We start from the raw sequence: 21,099 nt of genomic DNA, 5'->3' as shown, positions 1-21,099 counted from the left end.
TCACGCCCCGGGTGCCCGGCGGACCCGGATGGCGCAGTACGGGTCCGCCGGGAGCGCCACCTCGATGCGGTCGGCGCGCACGCGACGCGGCGCGCCGACCCTCATGTTCCAGGCGTCGATCACCTCGACCAGCCAGGTCCCCCGCGGCAGGGCGAAGGTGCGCGAGGAGTAGCGGTGCGGGCCGAGGTACTGCAGGCAGTACTCGCCTGGTGCCTCCAGGGTGGAGGCGTCGTAGTAGAGCGGGTTGTGGCGAAGGCCGGCCGGGGCCCCGGCGAGGATGCCGCGCAGGAAGGCGATCCTGGCGGCGGACTCGCCGCGCAGCTCGCCCCCCTCCTCCCAGGGGCGGGGGCCGTAGGTCTCCCGGTGGGTGACCCAGCCGCCCTGGCAGACCCCCTCCCAGATCCGGGAGACCAGCACCGGGGCGGGCAGGCTCCCCTCGGGTTCCGGCGCGTCGCCCTCGGCGCCGCAGTCGTCGATCAGCACCGGCTTGCCCAGCTCTGCCGTGAGCCCGGCGACGAGGCGGGTCTCCTCCTGGCGGAGGCTGACGTGTGTGATCCACGGGGCCCCGAAGTCGGTGCCGGGGCCGCCGTGGACGGTCAGCGGGTGGTGGCCGTAGTCGTGTTCCAGGACGGTGGCCTGGGCCTCGGGGTCGCGGGGCGCGCACCACCAGACGTTGCGGTAGGCCGCGAGCCGGGAGACGGTCTCGCGGATGTCGCGGCCTTCGAGGGGCACCTCGGCCTCGATGCCGAGCGCGAGCAGGGCGCGGACCTGCGCGTCGAGGCGGTCCAGGGGCAGCGAGGCCGGGCAGCGCAGCCTGACCCGGTTGAACGGGCCGTCGGCGAGCGCCCGCAGGGCCGTGTCCCCGGCCTCGCCGAGGGTGGTGCCGAAGGGGTGGAAGGGCAGCCCGTCGGCGTGCCGGAAGCCGGACTCCCCGGCCCGTACCGGGCCGTGGTTGCCCGGGCCGGCCGGGGTGCAGCGGAAGGCGCCCTCGCCCCAGGCGCTGCGGTAGCGCCACTCGCCCTCCTCGTCCGGCAGGAAGCGGGCCAGGCACCCGCCCCGCTCGCCGGCGAAGGCGGCGGAGGTGAAGCGGCGTTCCCCGCGGGTGAAGACCACCTCGTCCCCCGGCTCGGCCCCGGGGAGCGGCAGTTCGAACACGCCCCAGCGCTCCGCCGCCTGTGGCGCCCGCCCCGCCTCGGGGTCCCGCGCCCGCCGATTGGCCCCACTCACCGCGTCCTCCGGATTCTCACGGCCATGTCCTGGCGTCCCCCCAGCGCCACCCGGGCGCGCCCGCGGTGGACGCCCGCCAGCTCCGTGACGGTCATGTCCCAGGTGTCGATCAGCTCGATGCGGTACGCGCCGCCCGGGGGCAGCTCCACCTCCCGGAAGGCGTGCGCGCGTTCCCCGAAGTACTCCAGCCAGTACTCCCCCCGGCGGCGGGCGCCGGGGATGTCGGCCGGGCCCTCCTCAAGGAGCCGGCGCAGGAAGGCGATCCGCGGCACGCTCTCGCCCCGCAGGCTGCCGCCCCGGGAGATCCAGGCGGAGCCGTCGCGGGACGGGTCGGGGTAGCACTCGCCGTGGCCGACGAAGCCGCCGGCCGCCGCCGCGTGCCAGAACTGCCGCAGCAGGGCGCGGCCGGTGATGTTGCCCCAGCGCCTGTCCACCACGCCCTCGTAGCCGATCTCGTCGATGACGACGGGCTTGGGGCAGGCCGCGACCCAGTCCGCGGTCAGCCTGGCGTCCCAGTGCTGGATGCTCTGGTGGGTGATCCAGGGCCGGGTGAAGTCGTAGATCCGCTCGTAGACGTACATGCGGGTGCCGTTGTGGATGGAGCGCAGCCGCTGGTACGGGTCCTTCCGCTGCACGTACCGGCCCAGGCGGTCCCAGTCCTCGACGGTCTTGGCCCGGTTGAAGTCGTACTCGTTGGCGAGGGACCACCACACGTGCCGGAAGGCGGCGAGCCGCGCCAGGGTGTAGCGCAGCAGGAAGCGGTCCTGCTCGGGCGTCATGTCGTCCACTCCCCAGTGGCCCCGGTCGTAGGGGTGGAAGAGGATGACGTCGGCCTGGATGCCGAGCGCGAGCAGGTCGCGCAGGCGCCGCTCGAAGTGGGCGAAGAAGGCCGGGTTGAAGCGGGTCTTGTCCAGCCTGCCCGGCGTGTCGCCCGCGAAGGGCAGCATCGGCGGGGCCATGTCCCGGGTCGGCAGCAGGCACATGCGCACCTTGGTGAAGGGCGAGCCCGCGAGCGAGCGCAGGGTCCGCTCCTCGTGCTCCTCGTCCGCGTAGTGCGTCCAGTGGTAGCAGGTGGTGCCCAGCGGCAGGTGGCGGGTGCCGTCGGCGTGGGCGAAGCCGTGGGCGCCGCTCACCCGCACCGGGCCGTGGTTGCCGGGCCCCGGCGGGACGCACTCGAAGGAGCCCCGCCTGCCGTCGAGTTCGGGGACGTTCGAGCGGGTGACCCAGAACCAGGTGCCGACCCGGTCCGGCGAGAAGCGGACCACGTGGCGCCCCTCGCCGTCGTAGAAGCCGTCCACGGGGACGACGCGGTTGCGGTGGCGGAACTCGGCGCGCAGCCTGACCTCGGTGTAGGGGTTGCCCGTGCCGGGGCCGGTCAGCCGCAGCTCGTGCAGCCCCCACCGCTCCACGGTCATCGGCCGGGCTCCGGGGCCCCGCCCCTCCTGATCCAGTCCTCGTCGAGGCGCACGTACTTGATGGTCTTGCGCAGGAAGGAGTAGGCCGCGTGCAGGCCGCCGTCGCGGGTCTGGATCACGCTGGGGTAGGAGTAGCCGAGCTCGTTGTCGCGGTACTCCAGGTCGGCCGTCTGCAGGTTCCTGCGGTAGGGCCAGGTGCGGCCGCCGTCCTCGGAGAGGGCCAGGGTCAGCGGGGTGCGCAGCGCCTTCTTGCGCAGCTTGTCCCCCTCCCCGACCCAGCGGAACTGGTCGCGTTCCAGGGTGGCGTCGTTGTAGACGAGGACCAGGGCCCCGCCGGTCAGCCGGATCAGCTGCACGGCGGAGTTGTTGTTGGGCAGCTCGGTGCGCACGAGCGGGCTCCAGGTGCGCCCCAGGTCGGTCGACTCCGCGGCGTGGATCCGGTCGGCGGCGCGGCTGCGGAACAGCGCGTACAGGCTGCCGTCCGTGCGCTGCACCGCGGTCATCTGCACCAGGTGGTCGCTGCCCGGCAGGTCGTGCTCCCGCCAGGTGGCGCCGCCGTCCTCGCTGATCATGACGACGCTGTGCTCGCCGCCCTCGCGGCACCAGTAGGCCGGCAGCAGCCAGGAGCCGTCGCCGAGGAGGAGCGGGGGGTTGCGCACGAAGAGGCCGGGCCCCTCGAAGAGGGTGCGGGGCGGGCTCCAGGTGTGGCCCCGGTCGTCTGAGGTGCGCACCAGGAGCCGGGCGGTCTTCTGGTTGTGCGGGGTGTTGGAGGGGTGGAAGAGCCACACCCGGCCCGAGGGGTCCTTGGCCAGCACCGGGTTCTGCTCGGAGCGCTCCGGGTCGCAGGAGAGGAGCTCGGGCGTACTCCAGCGCTCCGCGCCGCGCGGCAGCCGGGAGAGGACGACGTTGGTGCCGGGATCGCCCTCCTGTGGGCCGTTGAACCAGGTGCACAGCAGGTCGCCGTCGTCGAGTTCCAGGAGGTTGGCGGCGTGGCTGTCGCCCGGGTGCAGCACGGGAAGCAGCGCCTCGCGCAGCGCGGGGTCCCGGGGCGAGGTCCTGATCACCCCGTCGAAACGCGGGTCGCTCACGAACGGACTCCCTTCAGTTCGAGCTCCTCGGCGAAGTGGCAGGCCGCCGTGCGGCCGGGCCTGATCTCCCGCAGCTGCGGCACCTCGGTGGCGCAGCGTTCCCTGGCGTAGAAGCAGCGGGGGTGGAACGGGCAGCCGGGGGGCACCCTGGAGGGGTCGGCCACCTCGCCGCGCAGCACGATCCGCTCCCGGCGGCGCGCGGTGGGGTCGGGGTCGGGCACCGCGGAGAGCAGCGCCTCGGTGTAGGGGTGCAGCGGGTTCCCGTACAGCTCGTCGGTGTCGCCGGTCTCGACGATGCGGCCGACGTACATGACGACCACCTCGTCGGCCATGTGCTCGACGACGCCGAGGTCGTGCGAGATGAACAGGTAGGTGAGGTCCTCCTGCTCCTGGAGGTCCTTGAGGAGGTTGAGGATCTGCGCGCGCACCGAGACGTCCAGGGCGCTGACCGCCTCGTCGGCGACCACCAGGCGCGGGGAGGGCGCCAGCGCCCGCGCGATGCCGACGCGCTGGCGCTGGCCGCCGCTGAAGGCGTTGGGGTAGCGGCGCATGTACTCCGGCCGCAGGCCCACCCGGCGCAGCAGCTCGGCGACCCGCTCCTCCAGTTCGGCCCGGCCGAGGTTGCGGTAGACCCGCAGCGGCTCGCCCACGATCTGCAGCAGGGTCATGCGCGGGTTGAGGGAGGCGAAGGGGTCCTGGAAGACCATCCGGATCTGGCTGCGGTACGGCTTCAGCGCGGTTTCGCCGAGGCCGGCCAGGTCCACCTCCTCGCCCGCGGCGGGCCGGAACACGATCCGGCCCGAGGTGGGCTCGTAGACCCGCAGCAGGCAGCGGCCGAGGGTGGACTTGCCGCAGCCCGACTCGCCGACGAGCGCCACGGTGCGGCCGCCGCGGATGCGCAGGTCGACGCCGTCGACGGCGCGGACGGTGGCGGTGCCGTGGCCGAACATGCCGCGGCGGGTCGCGAAGTGCTTGGTGAGGCCGTGCGTTTCCAGGAGCGCCTCGTCCTGGCGCGGGCCGGTGGCGGTGCTCATGCGCCCTCCTCCTCGTGGCGCCTCGGGTCGCGCGCCTGCGGTGTGCCGGCCGTGGCGGCCGCTTCCTCGGGGCGCTCCTCGTACCGGAGGCAGCGCACTTCTCGGTCGGGTTCCGGGCCCCGTACGGGCAGGGGTTCCGTGGTGTCGCACCGCCCGGCCAGGAACTCGTCGCAGCGCGGGTGGAAGGGACAGCCGGGGGGCCGCCGGTAGGTGTGCGGCACCATGCCGCGCACCGGCCTGAGGCGTTCACGGGCGCCGGAGCCGAGCTTGGGGATCGAGCGCAGCAGCGCCTTGGTGTACGGGTGGCGGGGCGAGCGGAAGACCGACACCACGTCGCCGCGTTCGACGACGCTGCCCAGGTACATGACGGCGATGCGGTCGGCCATCTGCGCCGCGACGCCGAGGTCGTGGGTGATGAGCATGACCGCCATGCCGAACTCCTCCTGCACGGACCGCAGGAGCTCCAGGATTCTGGCCTGGGTGGTGACGTCGAGGGCGGTGGTGGGCTCGTCGGCGATGAGCAGCTCCGGGTTGCAGGACAGGGCCATGGCGATCATGGCGCGCTGGAGCATGCCGCCGCTCATCTGGAAGGGGTACTCGTCCACGCGCCGCTTCGGGTCGGGGATGTCGACCCGGCCGAGCAGGTCGATGGTGCGCCTGCGGGCCTCGGCCTTGGAGACCTTCTCGTGGAGCCTGATGGCCTCGCCGATCTGGTTGCCCAGGGTGTGCATCGGGCTCATCGAGGTCATCGGCTCCTGGAAGACCATGGCGATGCGCTTGCCGCGCACCGACCGCACGGTCCGCTTGTCCGCGGTCACCAGGTCGACCATGCCCCCCGGGGCGCCCTCGGGCGTTTTTCCCGGTCCTTCCGGGTGCCTGACCCAGATCTCCCCGCCCGTGATCCGCCCCGGCCTGTCCACCAGCCGCAGGACGGAGCGGGCCATCACGCTCTTGCCGCATCCGGACTCGCCGACCACGGCCAGGGTCTCGCCCCGGCTGATGTCGAGGTCGACGCCGTTGACGGCCTTCACCACGCCGTCGTCCAGCGCGAACTGCGTGTGCAGATCCCTGATGCGCAGGACCGTTTCGCTCACGGCTTCTCCTTACGGCTACTTGTACGGGTCGGCGGAGTCCCGCAGCCCGTCGCCCACGAAGTTCATCGCGAGGACGGTGATGAACACCGCGAGGCCAGGGAGCATCAGCCAGGGCGCGGTCTCGATGGTGCGCACGTTCTGCGCGTCCTGCAGCAGCACGCCCCAGCTGACCGCGGGCGACTGGAGGCCGAGGCCGAGGAAGCTCATGGCCGTCTCGCCCAGGATCATGCTGGGCACGGCCATGCTCAGCGAGGCGATCACGTGGCTGGACATGGACGGCACCATGTGCCGGAAGATGATCCGGCGTCTGCTGCAGCCGTCGAGTCTGGCCGCGATGACGAAGTCGTCCTCCCGCAGGGAGAGGAAGCGTCCGCGCACGACGCGGGCCAGGCCGGTCCAGCCGATCACCGAGAGGATGGTGGTGATCGCGAAGTACCGCATCAGCGGCCCCCAGTCGGGTGGCACGGCGGCGGAGAGCGACAGCCACAGCGGCAGCGTGGGCACCGCCATCAGGAACTCGATGAGGCGCTGGATGCCGGTGTCCGCGGCGCCGCCGAAGTATCCCGAGATGCCGCCGAAGAACAAGCCGAGCAGGAAGCTGACGGCGACTCCGATGAGGCCGATGGACAGCGAGACCCGGGCGCCGTAGACGATCCGGGACAGCAGGTCCCGGCCGGCTCTGTCGGCGCCGAGGAAGTACACGTGCTGGTCCTGGTCGACCGGCCCGAACAGGTGCCGGTCCGTCGGGATGAGCCCCCACATGTCGTAGTCGTCGCCCCTGGCGAAGAGGCGGAGGGGGATCTTCTCCGAGGTGTCGACGGTGTGGATCTGCTCGAAGGTCTCCGGGTCGCGGCGGGTCTCGTAGCCGTACACGTACAGGTCGATGCCGTGGGAGAAGCTGAAGTCCACGTGGACCTGCTGCGGCGGGGCGTAGGTGAGGTCCTCGTCGCTCGTGCTGCTCACCGAGGGGGCGAGGAACTCGGCGAAGACGACGACGAGGTAGACGAACAGGACCACCACCGCGCCGATGAGGGCCAGCCGGTGCCGGCGGAACTTGCGCCAGATCAGCCGCCACTGGGAGGCGCGGCCGAGTTCCGGGTCGCTGCCCGCCTCGCCCGGCGGGACCGCCTCCGGCGCGAGGGCGCCGGCCGGCTCCGCGGTCTTGGTGCCGTTGCGGGACAGGGGACGGGGCCAGGAGAGCATCAGCGCCTACCTTCCCTCGTATCGGTAGCGGATGCGGGGGTCCCACCAGGCCAGCGCGAGGTCGCTGATCAGCGTGCCGACGACGGTGAGGGCGCTGAGGATCAGGATGAAGCTGCCCACCAGGTACATGTCCTGGTTCTCCACCCCGCCCAGCAGCAGGGGGCCGGTGGTGGGCAGGCTCATCACGATGGAGATGATCGTCTCGCCGCTGATCAGTCCCGGCAGCAGCCAGCCCACGGTGGAGAAGAAGGGGCTCAGCGACATCCGGACGGGGTACTTCAGCAGCAGCTTCCACTCGGGCAGCCCCTTGGCGCGGGCCGCGACCACGTAGGGCTTGTACAGCTCGTCCAGCAGGTTGGCCCGGGTGATGCGGATGAGTCCCGCCGTTCCCGACATGCCGATGATGACGATCGGCAGCCACATGTGCGAGGCGAGGTCCATCACCTTGCCGAGGTTCCAGGCCGCGTCCTGGTACTCCGGTGAGAAGAGCCCTCCCGGACTCTGCCCGAAGTATCTGGTGCCGATGTACATGAAGACCAGCGCCAGCATGAACTCCGGGATGGCCATGCCGACGAACCCGAAGAAGGTGGCGACGTAGTCCCCGGCCGAGTACTGCCGGACGGCGGAGAAGATGCCGATCGGGAAGGCGAGGGCCCAGACGAACAGCAGGGTGCTCAGGGACAGCAGGATGGACAGGCCGACGCGGTCCCAGATCAGGTCGGAGACCGGCCTGCTGTTCCAGGCGAACGCCTGGCCGAAGTCGCCGTGGAAGACGATGTTCGAGATCCACTTCCAGTACTGGACGAAGAACGGCTGGTCCAGCCCGTATCGGGCGCGGAGCGTGATCAGCTGGTCGTTGCTCATCACCTCGCCCCTGGACTCCGCCTGGGCCTCCAGGGTGGAGACGTAGTCGCCCGGCGGCAGGCTGATGATGAAGAACGACGCCAGCGAGATCGCGAGCAGCGTCACGATCATGAGCAGGACGCGGCGGCTGAGGAACGACAGCATGGGGGGCCTTCCTCAGCCTTCCGAGATGAAGTACTGCTCGGGGTTGCTCGGCCCTGGCGCCTGGTACGAGACGGCTCCGGTGAAGGAGTCGGGCACGTTGTGGAAGGTGCGCCTGACCACCCCGTACTCGGTGGGCGGGGTGCTGATCCCGATGTAGTAGAGCCGGTCCTTGGTGATGGCCAGGACCTGCCGGGCCAGCTCCGTGGCCTCCTCCGCGTCGAAGGTGAGCCGCATCTGGTCGAAGAGCTCCAGCTGGTGGCGCACGTCCTCGGGCGGCTCGCTGCCGCCCTGGTTCGTGTACCACTTGGCCCAGGCGGAGCCGAAGCGGGAGGAGCCGCGCGGGTTGGTCGGCAGGTAGTAGTGGTTGCCGCCGGCGCCGGTGCGGATGTCGAAGGGCCCGCCGGTCCAGGTGGCGGCCTCCGACTCCCCGGCCTCCACCCGCTCCCAGTAGAGCGTCTCGGCCACCCGCTGGATGGTGGCGTCGACGCCCACGTCGCGCCAGTTGGTGCGGATCAGGTCCAGCGCGTCCACCTGGTCGGGGTAGTCGGAGACCACCAGGACGGTGAACTTGAGGGGCGAGCCGTCCTCGCGCAGCCGGATGCCGTCCCCGTTGCGCTCGGAGTAACCGGCCCGGTCCAGGTACTCGTTGGCCTTGTCGGGGTCGTAGGCGGTGTACTGCTCGCCCATCTCCCGGTCGTACAGGTCGCTGCCGGGGATGGGGGCGCACTGCCAGGGCTGTCCCTCGCCGCCGTAGATCGTGTTGATGATCTTCTCGCGGTCGATGGCGTACGAGAGGCCGATCCGGAAGTCCTTGTTCGCGAAGACCGCGCGCTTGGCCTCGTCCGGGTGGGTCTGGTTGAAGCCGATGATCATGGTGTTGACCGTGTCGGGCACGAAGTCGATCAGGTCGTACTCGCCCTCGTCCTGACTGCGGGCGATCACCGGCTTGTTGCGTATCGTGCCGAAGTGGTAGAGCTGCATGTCCAGGTCGCCGTTGGACACCTTCAGCACCTCGACCTCGGCGTCCTGGAGCACCTCGCACACCATCTTGTCGATGTAGGGCAGCTGGCTGCCGTCCGGGTCGACCTTCCAGTAGTACGGGTTGCGCTCGGCCACCACGGAGCTGCCCTCGCCGACGGCGTTCTGGGCCAGCCAGGGGTTGACGGTGGGCAGGTCGGGGTTGACCCAGCAGTCGGCCTGGAGGGCGATGTAGTCGACCCAGCGGTCCATGCCGGCGGACCTGGCCCGGTCCTCGGCCCCGTCGTCGAGAGCGGGGTGGAACTGGGCCAGGTAGTGCTTGGGCAGGAACAGCACGAGGCCCGAGGTGCCGGCGATCTGCTCCAGGAAGCCGGCCTTCGGCTCCTCGTAGACGAAGCGGACGGTGTAGTCGTCGTCCTTCACGAACCGGGCCGGCTGCCCGGACTGCGAGAGCCACAGCTCGTAGATGGAGTCCGGGTGCAGTTCGGTGTCGATGTTGTAGTAGGTGAAGGCGAACTCGAAGTCGTCGGCGGTGAACGGCTCGCCGTCGGACCACCGCATGCCCCGGCGCAGGGTGAAGACGTACTCCTGGCCGTCGCCCCTGATCTCGAAGCTCTCGGCGACGTTGGGCAGCACCTCGGTGGCGGCGGTGCCCTCCCAGGCCGGGGCCCAGCGCACCAGGGGCTCGTAGCCCATCGTGTAGTGCAGCCAGGACTTGTCCTCCTGGGTGAGCATCGCCGAGTGCCAGGTGCCGCCGTAGATGCCGACCTCGTCGAGGGGCTCCACCACCAGGGGGGTGGCCGGCAGCCGTTCCTCGACCTTGGGCAGCTTGCCCTGGTCGACCAGGTCCTTCAGCATGGGCGCCTCCTTGCCCTTGGCGCCCCTGCCGTCGCTCACCCCCGCGGGGTCGGTGTCGAAGAATCCGCAGCCCGACAGGCCCGTCATGGAGGCAAGCGCGAACAGCCCTGCGCCGCCGCGCAGTACGTCCCGCCTGGCCAGGGGGCCGCGGTTCGTGCGTTCAGGAGTCATGTCCACGCTCCTTTGCGTGAGCCGCCGTCTCCAGCTCGCGGACCAGCGGGACCACCGTCGTGGCGAGGCGCTGCTTCTCGTCCTCTTCGAGGCGGGCCAGGGGTTCCGCGGCGTGTTCGGCGTCGATGTGGCCGAGGGCGACGAGTACGTACTTGTAGGTGCTGACGATCGAGGAGAGGGTGGGGGCCCGGCGGGCCAGGCGCATCGCCTCCAGGACGTCCTCCAGCCGGTCCTGCATCCGGCGGGCGCGCGCCCAGTCGCCCGCGAGGGCCGCCTCGTACATGCCGACGAGGTGGCGCGGCGTCAGATTGGCCAGGGAGCTGGTGGCCCCCGCGGCATCCACGAACATCGAGAGGTCGCTGATGCTGCTGCCCCCGGTGAAGCACTGCAGGTCGAGGCCGAGGCCGGCCGCCCGGCGCACCAGCTGCCTGAACCAGGTCAGGTCGCCGTGGCTGTCCTTGATGCCGGCCAGCACGCCCTCCTGGGCGAGCTGCACCACGCAGTCGGCGGTGAGGCCGATCTTGGTGAGCCGCGGCATGTGGTAGGCGAAGATCGGGAAGCCGACGGCCTCCGCGATCCTGCGGTAGTGGTCGCGCAGCTCCTCGCGGGTGAACTCGGCGAAGTAGGGCGCGATCACGGCGACCTGGTCGGCGCCGGCCGCCACGGCGGCCCGCGCGTGGCGGACCGCGAGGCGGGTCGCGGTGTCGCCGACGTGCGCCACCACGGGCGCACGTCCGGCGGCCACCTCGGCGGCGACGCGGACGGGGACGGTCCGCTCCTCGGGATCGAGGGCGTGGAACTCCCCGGTGGTGCCGTTCATCCACAGGCCGTGAATGCCGGCATCCAGCAGGTGCCTTAAGTGGCATTCCAACGAGCGCACGTCCACCGTCCCGCCACTTTTCATGGGCAGCACGGTGGGCGCGATGATCCCACGAAGCTTCTGGAACGGCATAGGCACCCCAAGGGCATGTCAGCGGTATGCCAGGAGTCTGCTCGGCTGGTAAAATGACGTCAACCCTCGTGCGACCGGATTTTGTACAGCAGCGGATGCCGGGCAATCGGCCGGTCGGCCCGGCGGCATACCATGAGCCCACAACGATGTGGCCGGCCCACCGGCCGAGGCCACGTTTTCGCGAGCGCGCCAGGGAGGCAGGATGATTCCACCCAGAACGGCATCGGCCCAGGAGGGGTCGGCGTCGGCGTCCGACGCGCCCGGCCCCGAGGAGAGCCTGGAGAGCCGCGCGCGCAGGGCACTGGTGGACTGGCTGACGAAGGAGCACCCGGCGCCGGGACAACCCGTCCCCGTCCGGGAGTTCGCCCGGCGCCTGGGCATGAGCCGCACCCCGGTGCGCAGCGCGGTGGGGCGGCTGTACGAGCGCGGCCTGCTGGCATACGACGCCACGGCCGGGTTCACCGTGGCCATCCCCTCGCTCTCCAGCCTGTACGAGCTGTTCGAGCTGCGGCTGATGCTGGAGTCGCACAGCCTGCGCCTCTTCGCCGAGCGCACCGACCGGGAGACCCCCGCGCAGCTGCGGGAACTCGTGGACGAGGCCCAGGAGCTGGCCGGCCCCTCGCTCAAGGACCCCGAGCGGTACATCGAGTTCCGGGAGAACGACAGCCGCTTCCACCGCGCCCTGGTGGAGCTCGGCGGCCTGCCGATGCTGCTGGAGATGCACGCCGATCTGCACCTGAGCATCCACGTCACGCGCACCGGGATGGAGGCCCCCATCACCGCCTCCCGGCTGAACACGGCCGTCGCGGAGCACCGCGCGATCGTCGACGCCCTGGAGAGCGGCGACCGCCTCGCCGCCCGGGACCTGCTGGAGGCCCACATCCTGCGGGTGCGTGACCAGACCATCGCCTTTCTCGCCCGCCCCAGAATGTAGGTGCCCCTCATGGACGGACCCGCCCTCCCCTCCCCCGGCGCGCACGTCGCCCACCGCCCGCCCCGCCGGGCCGGGACCCGGCTGACCGGCGGCCCCTGGCTGCAGTGGCGGCGGGTCAACCGGGAGGTCAGCCTCCCGCTGGCGCTGGACTGGCTGGAGAAGGCGGGAAACCTCCGCAACCTGGAACTGGCCGCGGCCGCCCCCGGGGAGGGCGCGGCCCAGGGGACGGGACCCGGTACCGGAGGCAGCGCAGGAAACGGTGCCGGAAACGCTGCCGGGGGCGAGTACCGCGGCCCGGTGTACATGGACTCCGACGTGCACAAGGTGCTCGAATCCGCCGCCTGGGAGCTGGGCGAAGGCCACGAGGAGCGGCTCGCGGAGTTCGCCGCCCGCGCCGCCGGCCTGCTGGAGCGGGCGCAGCAGGAGGACGGCTACCTGGACTCCTACTACCAGGTTGCCGAGCCAGGCCGCCGCTACACGCGCCTGGTGGACAGTCACGAGCACTACTGCGCCGGCCATCTGATGCAGGCCGCCGTGGCCGCCACCCGCGCCGGGGCGGACCCGGGCGGGCGGCTGCTCGCCGTGGCCAGGCGCCTGGCCGACCACCTCGCCGAGGTGTTCCTGCCGGGTCCTGGCCCCGGCCTGGACGGCCACCCCGAGGTGGAGACGGCGCTGGTGGAGCTGTACCGGACGACGGGCGAGCCCACGTACCTGGAGCTGGCCTCCGCGTTCGTCGAGCGGCGCGGCCACGGCCTGGTCGGCTCGCACAAGCGCGGCGCCAGGCACCGTCAGGACCACCTGCCGGTGCGGGAGGCGCCCACCCTCACCGGGCACGCCGTGCGCGGCCTCTACCTGGAGGCGGGGATCGTCGACGTCGCCGTGGAGACCGGGGACGAGGCGCTGCTGGCCGCCTCCGTGGCCCGCTGGGAGGACATGGCGGCGACGCGGACCGCCCTCACCGGCGGGCTCGGCTCCCGGCAGGTGGGGGAGGTCTTCGGGGAGCGGTACGAGCTGCCCCCCGACCTGGGGTACAACGAGACCTGCGCCTCGGCGGCGAGCATCCAGTGGAGCTGGCGGCTGCTGCTGGCCACCGGCGAGGCCCGGTATGCCGACCTGATCGAGCGCACCCTGTTCAACGCCTTCGGGGCGGCCCGCTCCGCCGACGGCAGGACGTACTACAAGGGGAACCCTTTGCAGCGCCGCGCGGACCACGCGGAGGCGGTGGGCGACCCGCGCTGCCGCGACGAGTGGTTCTACTCGGCCTGCTGCCCGCCCGCCGTCACCCGCCTGGTCGCCTCGCTCGGGCACTACGCGGTGACGGTCTCGCCCGACACCGGGACCGGCACCGGCACCGGGACCGGGGAGGCCGGGGGCGAGCTGCTGCACCTCCAGCAGTACGCGCCCTTCGAGCTGAGCTGCGCGCTGGCCGGCGGCGAGGCCGGGCTGCGGGTGGAGACCGACTACCCGTGGGCGGGCGCCGTCGCGGTCACCGTCACCCGCTCCCCCGGGGGCCCCTGGGGGCTGGCCCTGCGCATCCCGCCGTGGAGCGAGCGGACCGGCCTCGCGGTCAACGGCGAGGAGCTGCCCGTCCGGGTGGATCGCCGGGGCTACGCCGTGGTCCGCCGGGACTGGCGCGCCGGGGACACGGTCACGCTGCGCCTGGACATGCGGCCGCGGCTCACGGTGCCGCACCCGAGGATCGACGCGGTCCGCGGCTGCGCGGCCGTCGAACGCGGGCCGCTGGTGTACTGCTTCGAGCAGGTGGACCAGGAGGACGGCACCGAGGTGGACCGGCTGGCGCTGCGCCCGGGCGCCGCCTTCGACGAGGTGCCGGCCGAACTGCCCGGCGTGGGACGCACGGTGCTGCTGCGGGCCGGTGCCGTCGCGGTGAGCGGCGGCCACGAGGCCGGGCTGCCCTACCGCAGGCTCGGCGGGCCGCACGCGGCCGACGCGGCGCGCCCGGCGGCCGCCACCGCGGTGCCCTACTTCCAGTGGGACAACCGCGGTGACGGCGCGATGCGGGTGTGGATGCCGCTGGTCAGTGATTGATTCTCACCTGGCTGAACCGGACGGTGTTGTAGTTCGCGATCGCGTTGGCCTCCTTGTTGGCGTCGACCACGAGCCCGGCGTAGAGGTTCGGGCCCATGGCGATCCGCTCGTAGCCGATCCGCGTCCACTGCAGGGAGTCGGGTGACAGCTCCGCGGTGAACTCGTCGCCGCGGAGCGTCAGCCGCAGCCAGTACGGCTTGTCGTCGAGGACCTCGTCCTCCTCGTAGGGGTAGACCCCGACGCTCATCTCGTCGCCGGTGGCGGCGATCCGCTTGGCGACGCCGACCAGGCCGTCCCGGGAGATCGCCACCCCCAGGAGGAAGAAGGGCGAGTCCTCGGTGAGGTTCTCGCGGATCATGACGCCGCCCAGCACCTCCTCGTAGACCGGCGGCAGCGAGTCGACCCGGGCGATGATCTCGACGACCTCGTCGTCGGGGGCCTCGATGGGCTGGTAGACGTAGGAGAAGGCGTCCTTCCTGCCGCGCACCTTGCCGGAGCCGCTGAGGGTGAACACCCCGTCGGTCAGGGCGGCGGCGCCCGCGATCGGGACCTCGCCGATGTCCGCGAAGGTCCAGTCGCCGAGGTCGGTGACCTGGTTGAGGTGCACCGGCACCCCGCTCGACGTGGTGGCGGTGCCGGTGGAGTCGGTGGCCCGCGCCGTGAGGTAGTGGGTGCCCGAGGGTGCGCCCTGCCAGGTGACCGCGTAGGGCGCCGAGGTGCTCTCGCCGATCTTCTCGTCCCCGGCGTAGAACTCGACCACGGCGATGGCGGCGTCGCCCTGCGCCGTGGCCTGTGCCGTGATCTCCACGTCGTGGCTGCCGGACTCGCTGGTGCGGACGGCGTCGTACGCGGGCGAGGTGAGGGAGACCTCGGGGTTGGGCGCGCCGGTGGGGCCGATGGAGTTGAGGTACAGCTCCAGGTTCGAGTAGCCGGTCTCGGGGTCGATCGCGGCCCCGTCGGCCGCGTCGCCCTGCTTCAGGCCGTGCTCGCGCTCCCAGGCGTCGGGGATGCCGTCGTGGTCGCGGTCCCTGGGCGCCTCGGTCGGGGCCAGCGGGACGATCCCGCCCACCTCGCGCTGGGAGTTGATCATGCGGCCGGTGCCGGCCCGCACGTCGGCGACCAGCCTGGCGTCGATGGCGTCGCGCCGCGGCAGGACGGCGCCGGCGCCGGCGAGCACCGCCTCGTAGGCCGCCTCGGCGCTCTGCTCCTCGATCTCGTCGGGGAAGGAGACGGGCTCGGAGAGCAGGGTGATGCCGCCGACCGGGACGAGGATGCCCTCCCGGTTGTCCGCGGTGACCTCCGGGTGGCCCTCGATGACGTTGCCCTGGACGTACCAGGAGCCGCCGCGGTCGGGGGTGACGATGTAGGGGGCGATGTCGGCGAGGGTGTTGGGGCCCGGCTTGTAGTAGTTGTTCACCATGTTGACGCCGTTGGCCCACTCGCCGCCGTAGCAGGTGGTGTACCCGTAGTTGTAGATGACGTTGTTGCGGTGGTTGACGCGCAGCGGGACGTCCTCGACGAAGCTGAAGCGGGGATTGCGCCCGCCGTTGTGCACCAGCAGGTTGTGGTGGTAGGTGACGTTGTCGCCGCCCCACAGGCCGCCGTACCCGTGCCGTCCCTTCTCGTGGGCCGACATGGTCAGGCCCTCGGAGATGATGCACCACTGCACGGTGACGTTCCGGTTCCCGTAGGGGGAGCAGGTCTCGTCCACGCCCCAGCTGAAGGAGCAGTGGTCGATCATCACGTTCTCGCGGCCCTCCATCTTGAAGGTGTCGATGGGGGTGCCGAGGGCGTCGGTGCCGCGGAAGCGCAGGTAACGCAGGATGACGTTGTCGGCCTTGATCTCCGTCTCGTTGCCGACGACGCAGATGCCGCCGCCGGGGGCGGTCTGCCCGGCGATGGTGAGGTGGGAGCCGGTGATGTCCAGGCCGCCCTCCAGCTCGATGGTGCCCGAGACCCGGAAGACCACCGTGCGGTTGCCGGCGGAGACGGCCTCGCGCAGCGATCCCGGGCCGGAGTCGGCGAGGGTGGTCACCTCGTAGACCTCCCCGCCGCGCCCGCCGGTGGCGTGGATGCCGCCGCCCTGGGCGCCGGGGAAGGCGGGCACGTCGCCTGCGGCCTCGGTGCGGGCCCCGGCGGCGGCCCGGTCCCTGGCGGCGGTGCCGCCGGCCGCGCGGGCCACGCCGCCGAACGCGGCGGTGGAGACCAGCACTCCGGTCGCGGTCACGAAGGCGCGGCGCCCCAGGGCCGCGGCCCCTGCGCCCTTGTCCTGTTGTTCGGTCACGTCGTTGTACTCCTTGGCGGTGGGGGGCGGCTCACACGGGGCGCAGTACGTACGCGCCGCCCGGCCTGGTGTCGAAGGCGACCACGTTGTCCTCGGGGCGGTCGGCCGGTGCCCCCGTGACGCGCACGGGGTGCGGGGTGCGGATGCGGACCGGGTTGCCGAGGCGGGAGCGCACGGCGGCACGCGCGATTCCCTGCTCGGTCCACTCCACGTCGAGTTCGAAGCCGCCGCGTGCCCGCAGGCCCCGGAAGGAGCCGGCGGGCCAGGCGGCCGGGAGCGCGGGCAGCAGGTCGATCTCGCCCGCGTGGCTCTGGAGCAGCATCTCGGTGACGCCGGAGACACCGCCGAAGTTGCCGTCGATCTGGAAGGGCGGGTGCAGGTCGAACAGGTTGGGCGCGGTACGGGCCGGGGTGAGCAGGTCGGCGAACCTGGCGTAGGCCGTCTCCGCGTCGAGCAGCCGCGCGTAGAGGTTGATCTTCCAGGCCAGGGACCAGCCCTGCCCCGCGGCGCCGCGCAGTTCGAGGGACCTGACCGCGGCGGCGGCCAGCTCCGGGGTCTGCCTGGGGGTGATCTGGGCGCTGGGGAAGAGGCCGTAGAGGTGCGAGGTGTGCCGGCTCTTGACCAGCGCCGCCTCCTCCCAGTCCTCCAGCCACTCCTGGAGCTGGCCCAGGTAGCCGATCTGCATGGGGGCGAGCCGGTCGCGGACCTCGCCGACGCGCTCGGTGAGGCCCCGGTCGACGCCCAGGACGCCGGCGGCCTGGCGGAAGGCGTCGAAGAGGTCGCGCAGCAGCTGCATGTCCATGGTGGGGCCGGCGCAGATGCTGACGCTCTCGCCCTCGTCCTGGTGGTGGGTGACCTCGGGCGACTGCGAGGGGTTGGTGACCAGCCAGCCGGTGCGCGCGTCCTCCACCAGGGTGTCGAGGAAGAACTGCACCGCGCCCTTGATCACCGGGTAGTTGCGGGCCAGCGCCTCGGTGTCCCCGGTGAACTGGTAGTGGTCCCACAGCATCACGCACAGCCAGGCGCCGCCGGTGGGCCACATGCCGTACTGGGCGAAGTCCACGGGGGCGGTGCCGCGCCAGCCGTCGGTGTTGTGGTGCAGCACCCAGCCGTTCGCGTCGTAGAGCGCCTTGGCCGTGCGGGCGCCGGACTCGGCCAGCTCGTGGATCATGTCCACGGCCGGGTCCCAGCACTCGGCGAGGTTGGTGGGGCCGGCGGGCCAGTAGTTCATCTCGAAGTTGATGTTGACGGTGTACTTGGACTCCCAGGAGGGGGACATGCTGTCGTTCCACAGGCCCTGGAGGTTGGCCGGCTGGCCGGGCGAGCGGGAGCAGGAGGCCAGGAGGTAGCGGCCGTACTGGAAGTAGAGCGCGGCCAGTTGGGGGTCGTTGCCGTCGGCGAAGAGCGGGATGCGCTCGTTGGTGGGGAGCGCGACGCGGTCGGAGGTGCCCAGGTCGAGGGCCACCCGGCCGAACAGGCGCCGGAAGTCGGTGACGTGCCGCTCGCGCAGCCGGTGGTAGGGCAGCTCCGCGGCGGCCTGCAGGGGGCGGCGGGCGCGGGCGACGGGGTCGGCGCCGACGTCCTTCCAGGAGCGGTAGCTGGTGGCCATGGAGACGAGGAGGGTGACCGCGTCGGCGCCGGTCACGGTCAGTTCGCCCTGCTCGCCTGTGCTCACCCGGCCGCCCTCGGCGAGGGCCCGGGCGTGGGCGCGGAAGCGGACCGAGCCCGGCAGGCCGTACCATTCGCCGCTGATGCCGTCGAGGGCGATGGCCTCGTCGTCCACGGCCGAGGAGGTGGCCTCCTGGGGGGTGGTGAACCGCGCGGTGAAGCCGACGCTGCCCGGGGTGTCGGCGGTCAGGCGCACGACGAGGACCTGGTCGGGGGCGCTGGCGAAGACCTCGCGGGTGTGGCGGACGCCGTCGCGGGTGTAGCGCACGCGGGTGACGGCGCTCTCCAGGTCGAGCTCGCGGGTGTAGCCGGTGACCTCCCCGCCGGCGGGAAGGGCGAGTTCGAGGTCGCCGAGGACCTGGTAGGCGGCCTGTTCCGAGGGGGCGCCGAGGAAGTGGGCGTCGGCGAGCTGCTGCGCCTGGTACCACTTCTCGGCGACGACCAGGTCGCGGATCTCGTCCAGGTAGTCGGCGGCGTCGGGGCGGGCGTAGTCGCGGGGGCCGCCGGCCCACAGGCTGTCCTCGTTGAGCTGGAGGCGCTCGGTGTCGGTGCCGCCGAAGACCATCGCGCCGATGCGGCCGTTGCCGACGGGCAGCGCCTCCAGCCACTCCGCGGCCGGGGCCGTGTACCACAGCCGCATCGGGTTGCGTGCGGCGGCGGCCTGCGCGGCATCCGCGGGCTGTTCGCCGGTGGCGGCCCGGGCGGGGTGGGCGGGGAGCGCGGTGGCGGCCGCGCTCGCCGTGGCGGCGGCGGCGAGAACGCTGCGTCTGGACATCTCGGGCATGGGTCGGCTCTCTCCTGGTGGTTCGAGGGGGGTGGGTCACCGGCTGTGCGGTCCGCGCCCGGCAGGGCGGGCGGTGGCGCGCGGCGAGCCGGCGGGTCGGGGGGTGCGGGCGCCCGGCGGGGGGCGCCGGGGCGTGGCGCGGGGGCGCCGGGGCGTGGCGCGGGGGCGCGCGGGGGCGGCGGGGCGTGCGGTCATCGGCGCCCCGTCCGCCGGTGGCGGGCGTCCAGCTCGTCCAGCAGGGCGCGGTGCGGAACCCCGGCGGCCAGCCCCTCGCGCAGCAGGCGCGAGGCCGCCGCCTGGAAGGCGGGGTAGCCGGGGCGGCGGGGCCGGACCCATGCGCCCTCGACGGTGGCGAGGGTGCGCAGGTAGAAGCCGCCCCAGCGCTCGTTGGTCCACGGGTCGCGCCAGGCCGCCCGGGCGGCGGGCTGCCCGCCGGTCACGGGGAACAGCTCGCGCTGCACCGGCTCCGCGAGCAGCCGGCGCAGGTGGTCGCGGATCGCGGAACGCACCGCGGGGTCGCCGGTGCCGCGCCGGGAGACGGCCAGTCCCGCGCCGCCGAAGACGCTGCCGGGCGCGCCGCCCGGCAGCCAGGCGGGCGGGGCGGAGAAGGCGAGCGGGTAGGGGCCCGAGCGGGTGAAGGTGGCGTGTCCGGGGACCAGCGGGCAGTAGGCGGGGCCGTCCTCGGCGCTCATGGCGCGCAGCACGCCGAGCGGGCCCGCCTCGCGCAGCGCGGCCGGGGTGCGGGCGGCGAGGGCCGCCATCACCTCCAGGGCGGCCAGCCCCCGCTCGCGGGAGCAGACGGCCTCGGCGCCGGGGGCGAGGGGCTCCTCGCCCTGTGCCAGGCACAGGGCGCAGAAGGTGAGGAAGGCGTGCGGGCCGCCCAGGCACAGGGTGAGCGGCACCCGGCCCGGCAGGGCGCACGCCTCCTCCCAGGTGGCGGGCGGCGCCTGGTCCCCCATCAGGTCGGGCCGGGCGGCCGCGGTCTGGGCGGTGGCGTCCAGGGGCAGGGCCCAGGTGCGGCCGGCGCACTCGTGGCTCCGGTAGCCGGGGCCCACGCTGCGGGCCCGCCAGGTGGCGAGTTCTGCCGCGTCGAAGAGCACGTCCATGGCCACCAGGCAGCCGGCCTCGACGGCGTCGCCGAGCGCGGCGTGGTCGACGACCAGCAGGTCGTAGTCGGGGGCGAGGGCCGCGATCGGCGCGGACTCGAAGCCGGAGAGCGGCTGCCGGTGCCAGCGCAGCGGCAGCCCCACCGTCTCGCATCCGGTGGGCACGGCGGCGTCCAGCCTGGCCAGCTCCTCCAGCGGGCCGTAGCCGCGGGGGTGGTCCCAGGTGAGTCCGCGCAGTTCGCCGGTGGCCGCGGGGGCGGCGGTCGTGGGGGTGGTCACGATGCCTCCGCGGAGCCGACGGGTCCGGCCGAGATGCCGGAGCGGGCGAAGAGTTCGAGCCATTCGGCGGTGGTGCGGCGCGGCAGCCGCAGCCTGATCAGGGCGGTGATCTCGTCGCGGCAGCTGTGGCCGCCGAGGGCCGCCTCGCCGCCGCCGAGTTCGGGCAGGCCCAGGGCGTCGCCGAGCAGGTCCAGGGGCGGCATGGCCAGGGCCAGGTGGCCGTCCTTGGTGGGGAACACCCCGTAGGGGGCGCGGACGTAGGTGTGGCCGAAGGGCTCGGCGGCGCGGCGGCGCGGGGCCCGGGGGGCGGCGGCCGGGAGGGTGGGGGGCGGCGGGGCCGGCCAGGTCGCCTCCCTGGCGCTCACCCGGACGAGCCGGCCCTCGCCGGTGCGTTCGCGGTGCAGCAGGGCGGCGAGGGTGCCCTCGACGGCCGCCGCGGCGGTGAGCTCGTCGGCGGGTTGGGGGGCCGCCGGCCCCGCCTGCGGTGGCCCGCCGGGGGCTGGGCCGTGGCCGCCCGGGTCGATCGCGACGTACACGAGCGCGGGGTTGACCGCGCGGAGGGCGGCGTGGCCGAGGCCGAGCCGCTCGGCGGCCCGCGGCGCCAGGTCGTGCAGTAAGACGTCGGCGCCGCGGGCGAGTGCGACGAGGGCGGCCGGGTCCTGCGCGCCGCAGGGGAGGGCGGCGGGACGCAGGGTGCCTGCGCCCGCGGCCCCGGGTTCCGGCCGGGACGGTCCGGGCCCGGCCGGTTCCGGACCGGCCGGTTCGGGCCGGGGGGCGCCGCGCCCGGCCGCGTTCCCCGGCGTGCCGCGCTCTCCCCCGGCCGGCGGCTCCACCCTGACCACGTCGGCGCCCAGCCCGGCCAGGCGGGCCGAGGCCAGCGTCCCCGGCGCGGCGCTCGACAGCTCGACCACGCGGTAGCCCTCGAGGATTCCCATGACCCTTCCTCCTACTCGTCCCTCGTGTCCGC

15 protein-coding genes are annotated in these 21,099 nt (G+C 73.1%); 2 read left to right on the top strand and 13 right to left on the bottom strand.

The features are described from left to right. The 9 genes from D7294_RS07470 to D7294_RS07430 are packed head-to-tail and all read right to left on the bottom strand — an operon-like array spanning nucleotide 1 to nucleotide 11,028. A complete protein-coding gene (locus D7294_RS07470) occupies nucleotides 1–1,227 on the bottom strand; it encodes a DUF5605 domain-containing protein (RefSeq protein WP_147450787.1) in 1,227 nt (408 codons plus the stop codon). Next, nucleotides 1,224–2,642 carry a DUF5605 domain-containing protein gene (locus D7294_RS07465; protein WP_120676816.1) on the bottom strand — a complete coding sequence of 473 codons (1,419 nt, stop codon included), beginning with the start codon at nucleotides 2,640–2,642 and terminating at the stop codon, nucleotides 1,224–1,226. The genes D7294_RS07470 and D7294_RS07465 overlap by 4 nt, the downstream gene beginning before the upstream one ends. Next, the gene (locus D7294_RS07460; RefSeq protein ID WP_120676814.1) at nucleotides 2,639–3,730 is read right to left on the bottom strand and encodes a sialidase family protein; all 1,092 of its coding nucleotides are present in this window, start codon (nucleotides 3,728–3,730) and stop codon (nucleotides 2,639–2,641) included. Before D7294_RS07460 ends, D7294_RS07465 begins: the two co-directional genes overlap by 4 nt. Further along, nucleotides 3,727–4,764 (bottom strand): ABC transporter ATP-binding protein, encoded by a 1,038-nt coding sequence (locus tag D7294_RS07455; protein WP_120676813.1) that lies wholly within the window; start codon nucleotides 4,762–4,764, stop codon nucleotides 3,727–3,729. The genes D7294_RS07460 and D7294_RS07455 overlap by 4 nt, the downstream gene beginning before the upstream one ends. Beyond that, nucleotides 4,761–5,858, bottom strand: a complete 1,098-nt coding sequence (locus tag D7294_RS07450; RefSeq protein WP_120676812.1) for an ABC transporter ATP-binding protein — start codon at nucleotides 5,856–5,858, stop codon at nucleotides 4,761–4,763. Before D7294_RS07450 ends, D7294_RS07455 begins: the two co-directional genes overlap by 4 nt. Nucleotides 5,859–5,873: 15 nt before the next feature. Next, nucleotides 5,874–7,061 (bottom strand): ABC transporter permease, encoded by a 1,188-nt coding sequence (locus tag D7294_RS07445; RefSeq protein WP_120676810.1) that lies wholly within the window; start codon nucleotides 7,059–7,061, stop codon nucleotides 5,874–5,876. Nucleotides 7,062–7,067: 6 nt separating this feature from the next. After that, the gene (locus tag D7294_RS07440) at nucleotides 7,068–8,069 is read right to left on the bottom strand and encodes an ABC transporter permease (protein WP_120676808.1); all 1,002 of its coding nucleotides are present in this window, start codon (nucleotides 8,067–8,069) and stop codon (nucleotides 7,068–7,070) included. Nucleotides 8,070–8,081: 12 nt separating this feature from the next. Further along, entirely contained in the window at nucleotides 8,082–10,076 is a 1,995-nt protein-coding gene (locus tag D7294_RS07435; protein ID WP_120676806.1) for an ABC transporter substrate-binding protein, read from the bottom strand. Continuing rightward, nucleotides 10,066–11,028, bottom strand: a complete 963-nt coding sequence (locus D7294_RS07430) for a dihydrodipicolinate synthase family protein (RefSeq protein WP_120676804.1) — start codon at nucleotides 11,026–11,028, stop codon at nucleotides 10,066–10,068. Before D7294_RS07430 ends, D7294_RS07435 begins: the two co-directional genes overlap by 11 nt. Before the next feature lie 202 nt (nucleotides 11,029–11,230). Here D7294_RS07430 and D7294_RS07425 point away from each other — a divergent pair, with 202 nt between their 5' ends. Further along, entirely contained in the window at nucleotides 11,231–11,962 is a 732-nt protein-coding gene (locus tag D7294_RS07425; protein ID WP_120676802.1) for a GntR family transcriptional regulator, read from the top strand. Between the two features lie 9 nt (nucleotides 11,963–11,971). Continuing rightward, nucleotides 11,972–14,011, top strand: a complete 2,040-nt coding sequence (locus tag D7294_RS07420) for a glycoside hydrolase family 127 protein (RefSeq protein WP_120676800.1) — start codon at nucleotides 11,972–11,974, stop codon at nucleotides 14,009–14,011. On the opposite strand, the gene D7294_RS07415 is transcribed toward D7294_RS07420, so the two are convergent. The 4 genes from D7294_RS07415 to D7294_RS07400 all read right to left on the bottom strand — a co-directional run bounded on the left by D7294_RS07415 (nucleotide 14,001) and on the right by D7294_RS07400 (nucleotide 21,067). Further along, nucleotides 14,001–16,295, bottom strand: a complete 2,295-nt coding sequence (locus D7294_RS07415) for an Ig-like domain-containing protein (protein WP_120676798.1) — start codon at nucleotides 16,293–16,295, stop codon at nucleotides 14,001–14,003. The genes D7294_RS07420 and D7294_RS07415 overlap by 11 nt on opposite strands. A 31-nt stretch (nucleotides 16,296–16,326) precedes the next feature. Further along, nucleotides 16,327–18,747 (bottom strand): glycoside hydrolase family 95 protein, encoded by a 2,421-nt coding sequence (locus tag D7294_RS07410; RefSeq protein WP_120676795.1) that lies wholly within the window; start codon nucleotides 18,745–18,747, stop codon nucleotides 16,327–16,329. Nucleotides 18,748–18,938: 191 nt separating this feature from the next. Further along, complete coding sequence (locus D7294_RS07405) at nucleotides 18,939–20,132, bottom strand: type 2 periplasmic-binding domain-containing protein (RefSeq protein WP_120676793.1); 1,194 nt, start codon at nucleotides 20,130–20,132, stop codon at nucleotides 18,939–18,941. Then, nucleotides 20,129–21,067 (bottom strand): CoA transferase, encoded by a 939-nt coding sequence (locus D7294_RS07400; protein WP_120676791.1) that lies wholly within the window; start codon nucleotides 21,065–21,067, stop codon nucleotides 20,129–20,131. The genes D7294_RS07405 and D7294_RS07400 overlap by 4 nt, the downstream gene beginning before the upstream one ends. Between the last annotated feature and the right edge of the window lie 32 nt (nucleotides 21,068–21,099).

The sequence above is a fragment of the Streptomyces hoynatensis genome, from assembly GCF_003626535.1.
Lineage (GTDB): Bacteria > Actinomycetota > Actinomycetes > Streptomycetales > Streptomycetaceae > Streptomyces > Streptomyces hoynatensis.
This window is presented reverse-complemented; position numbering and strand designations above follow the sequence as displayed.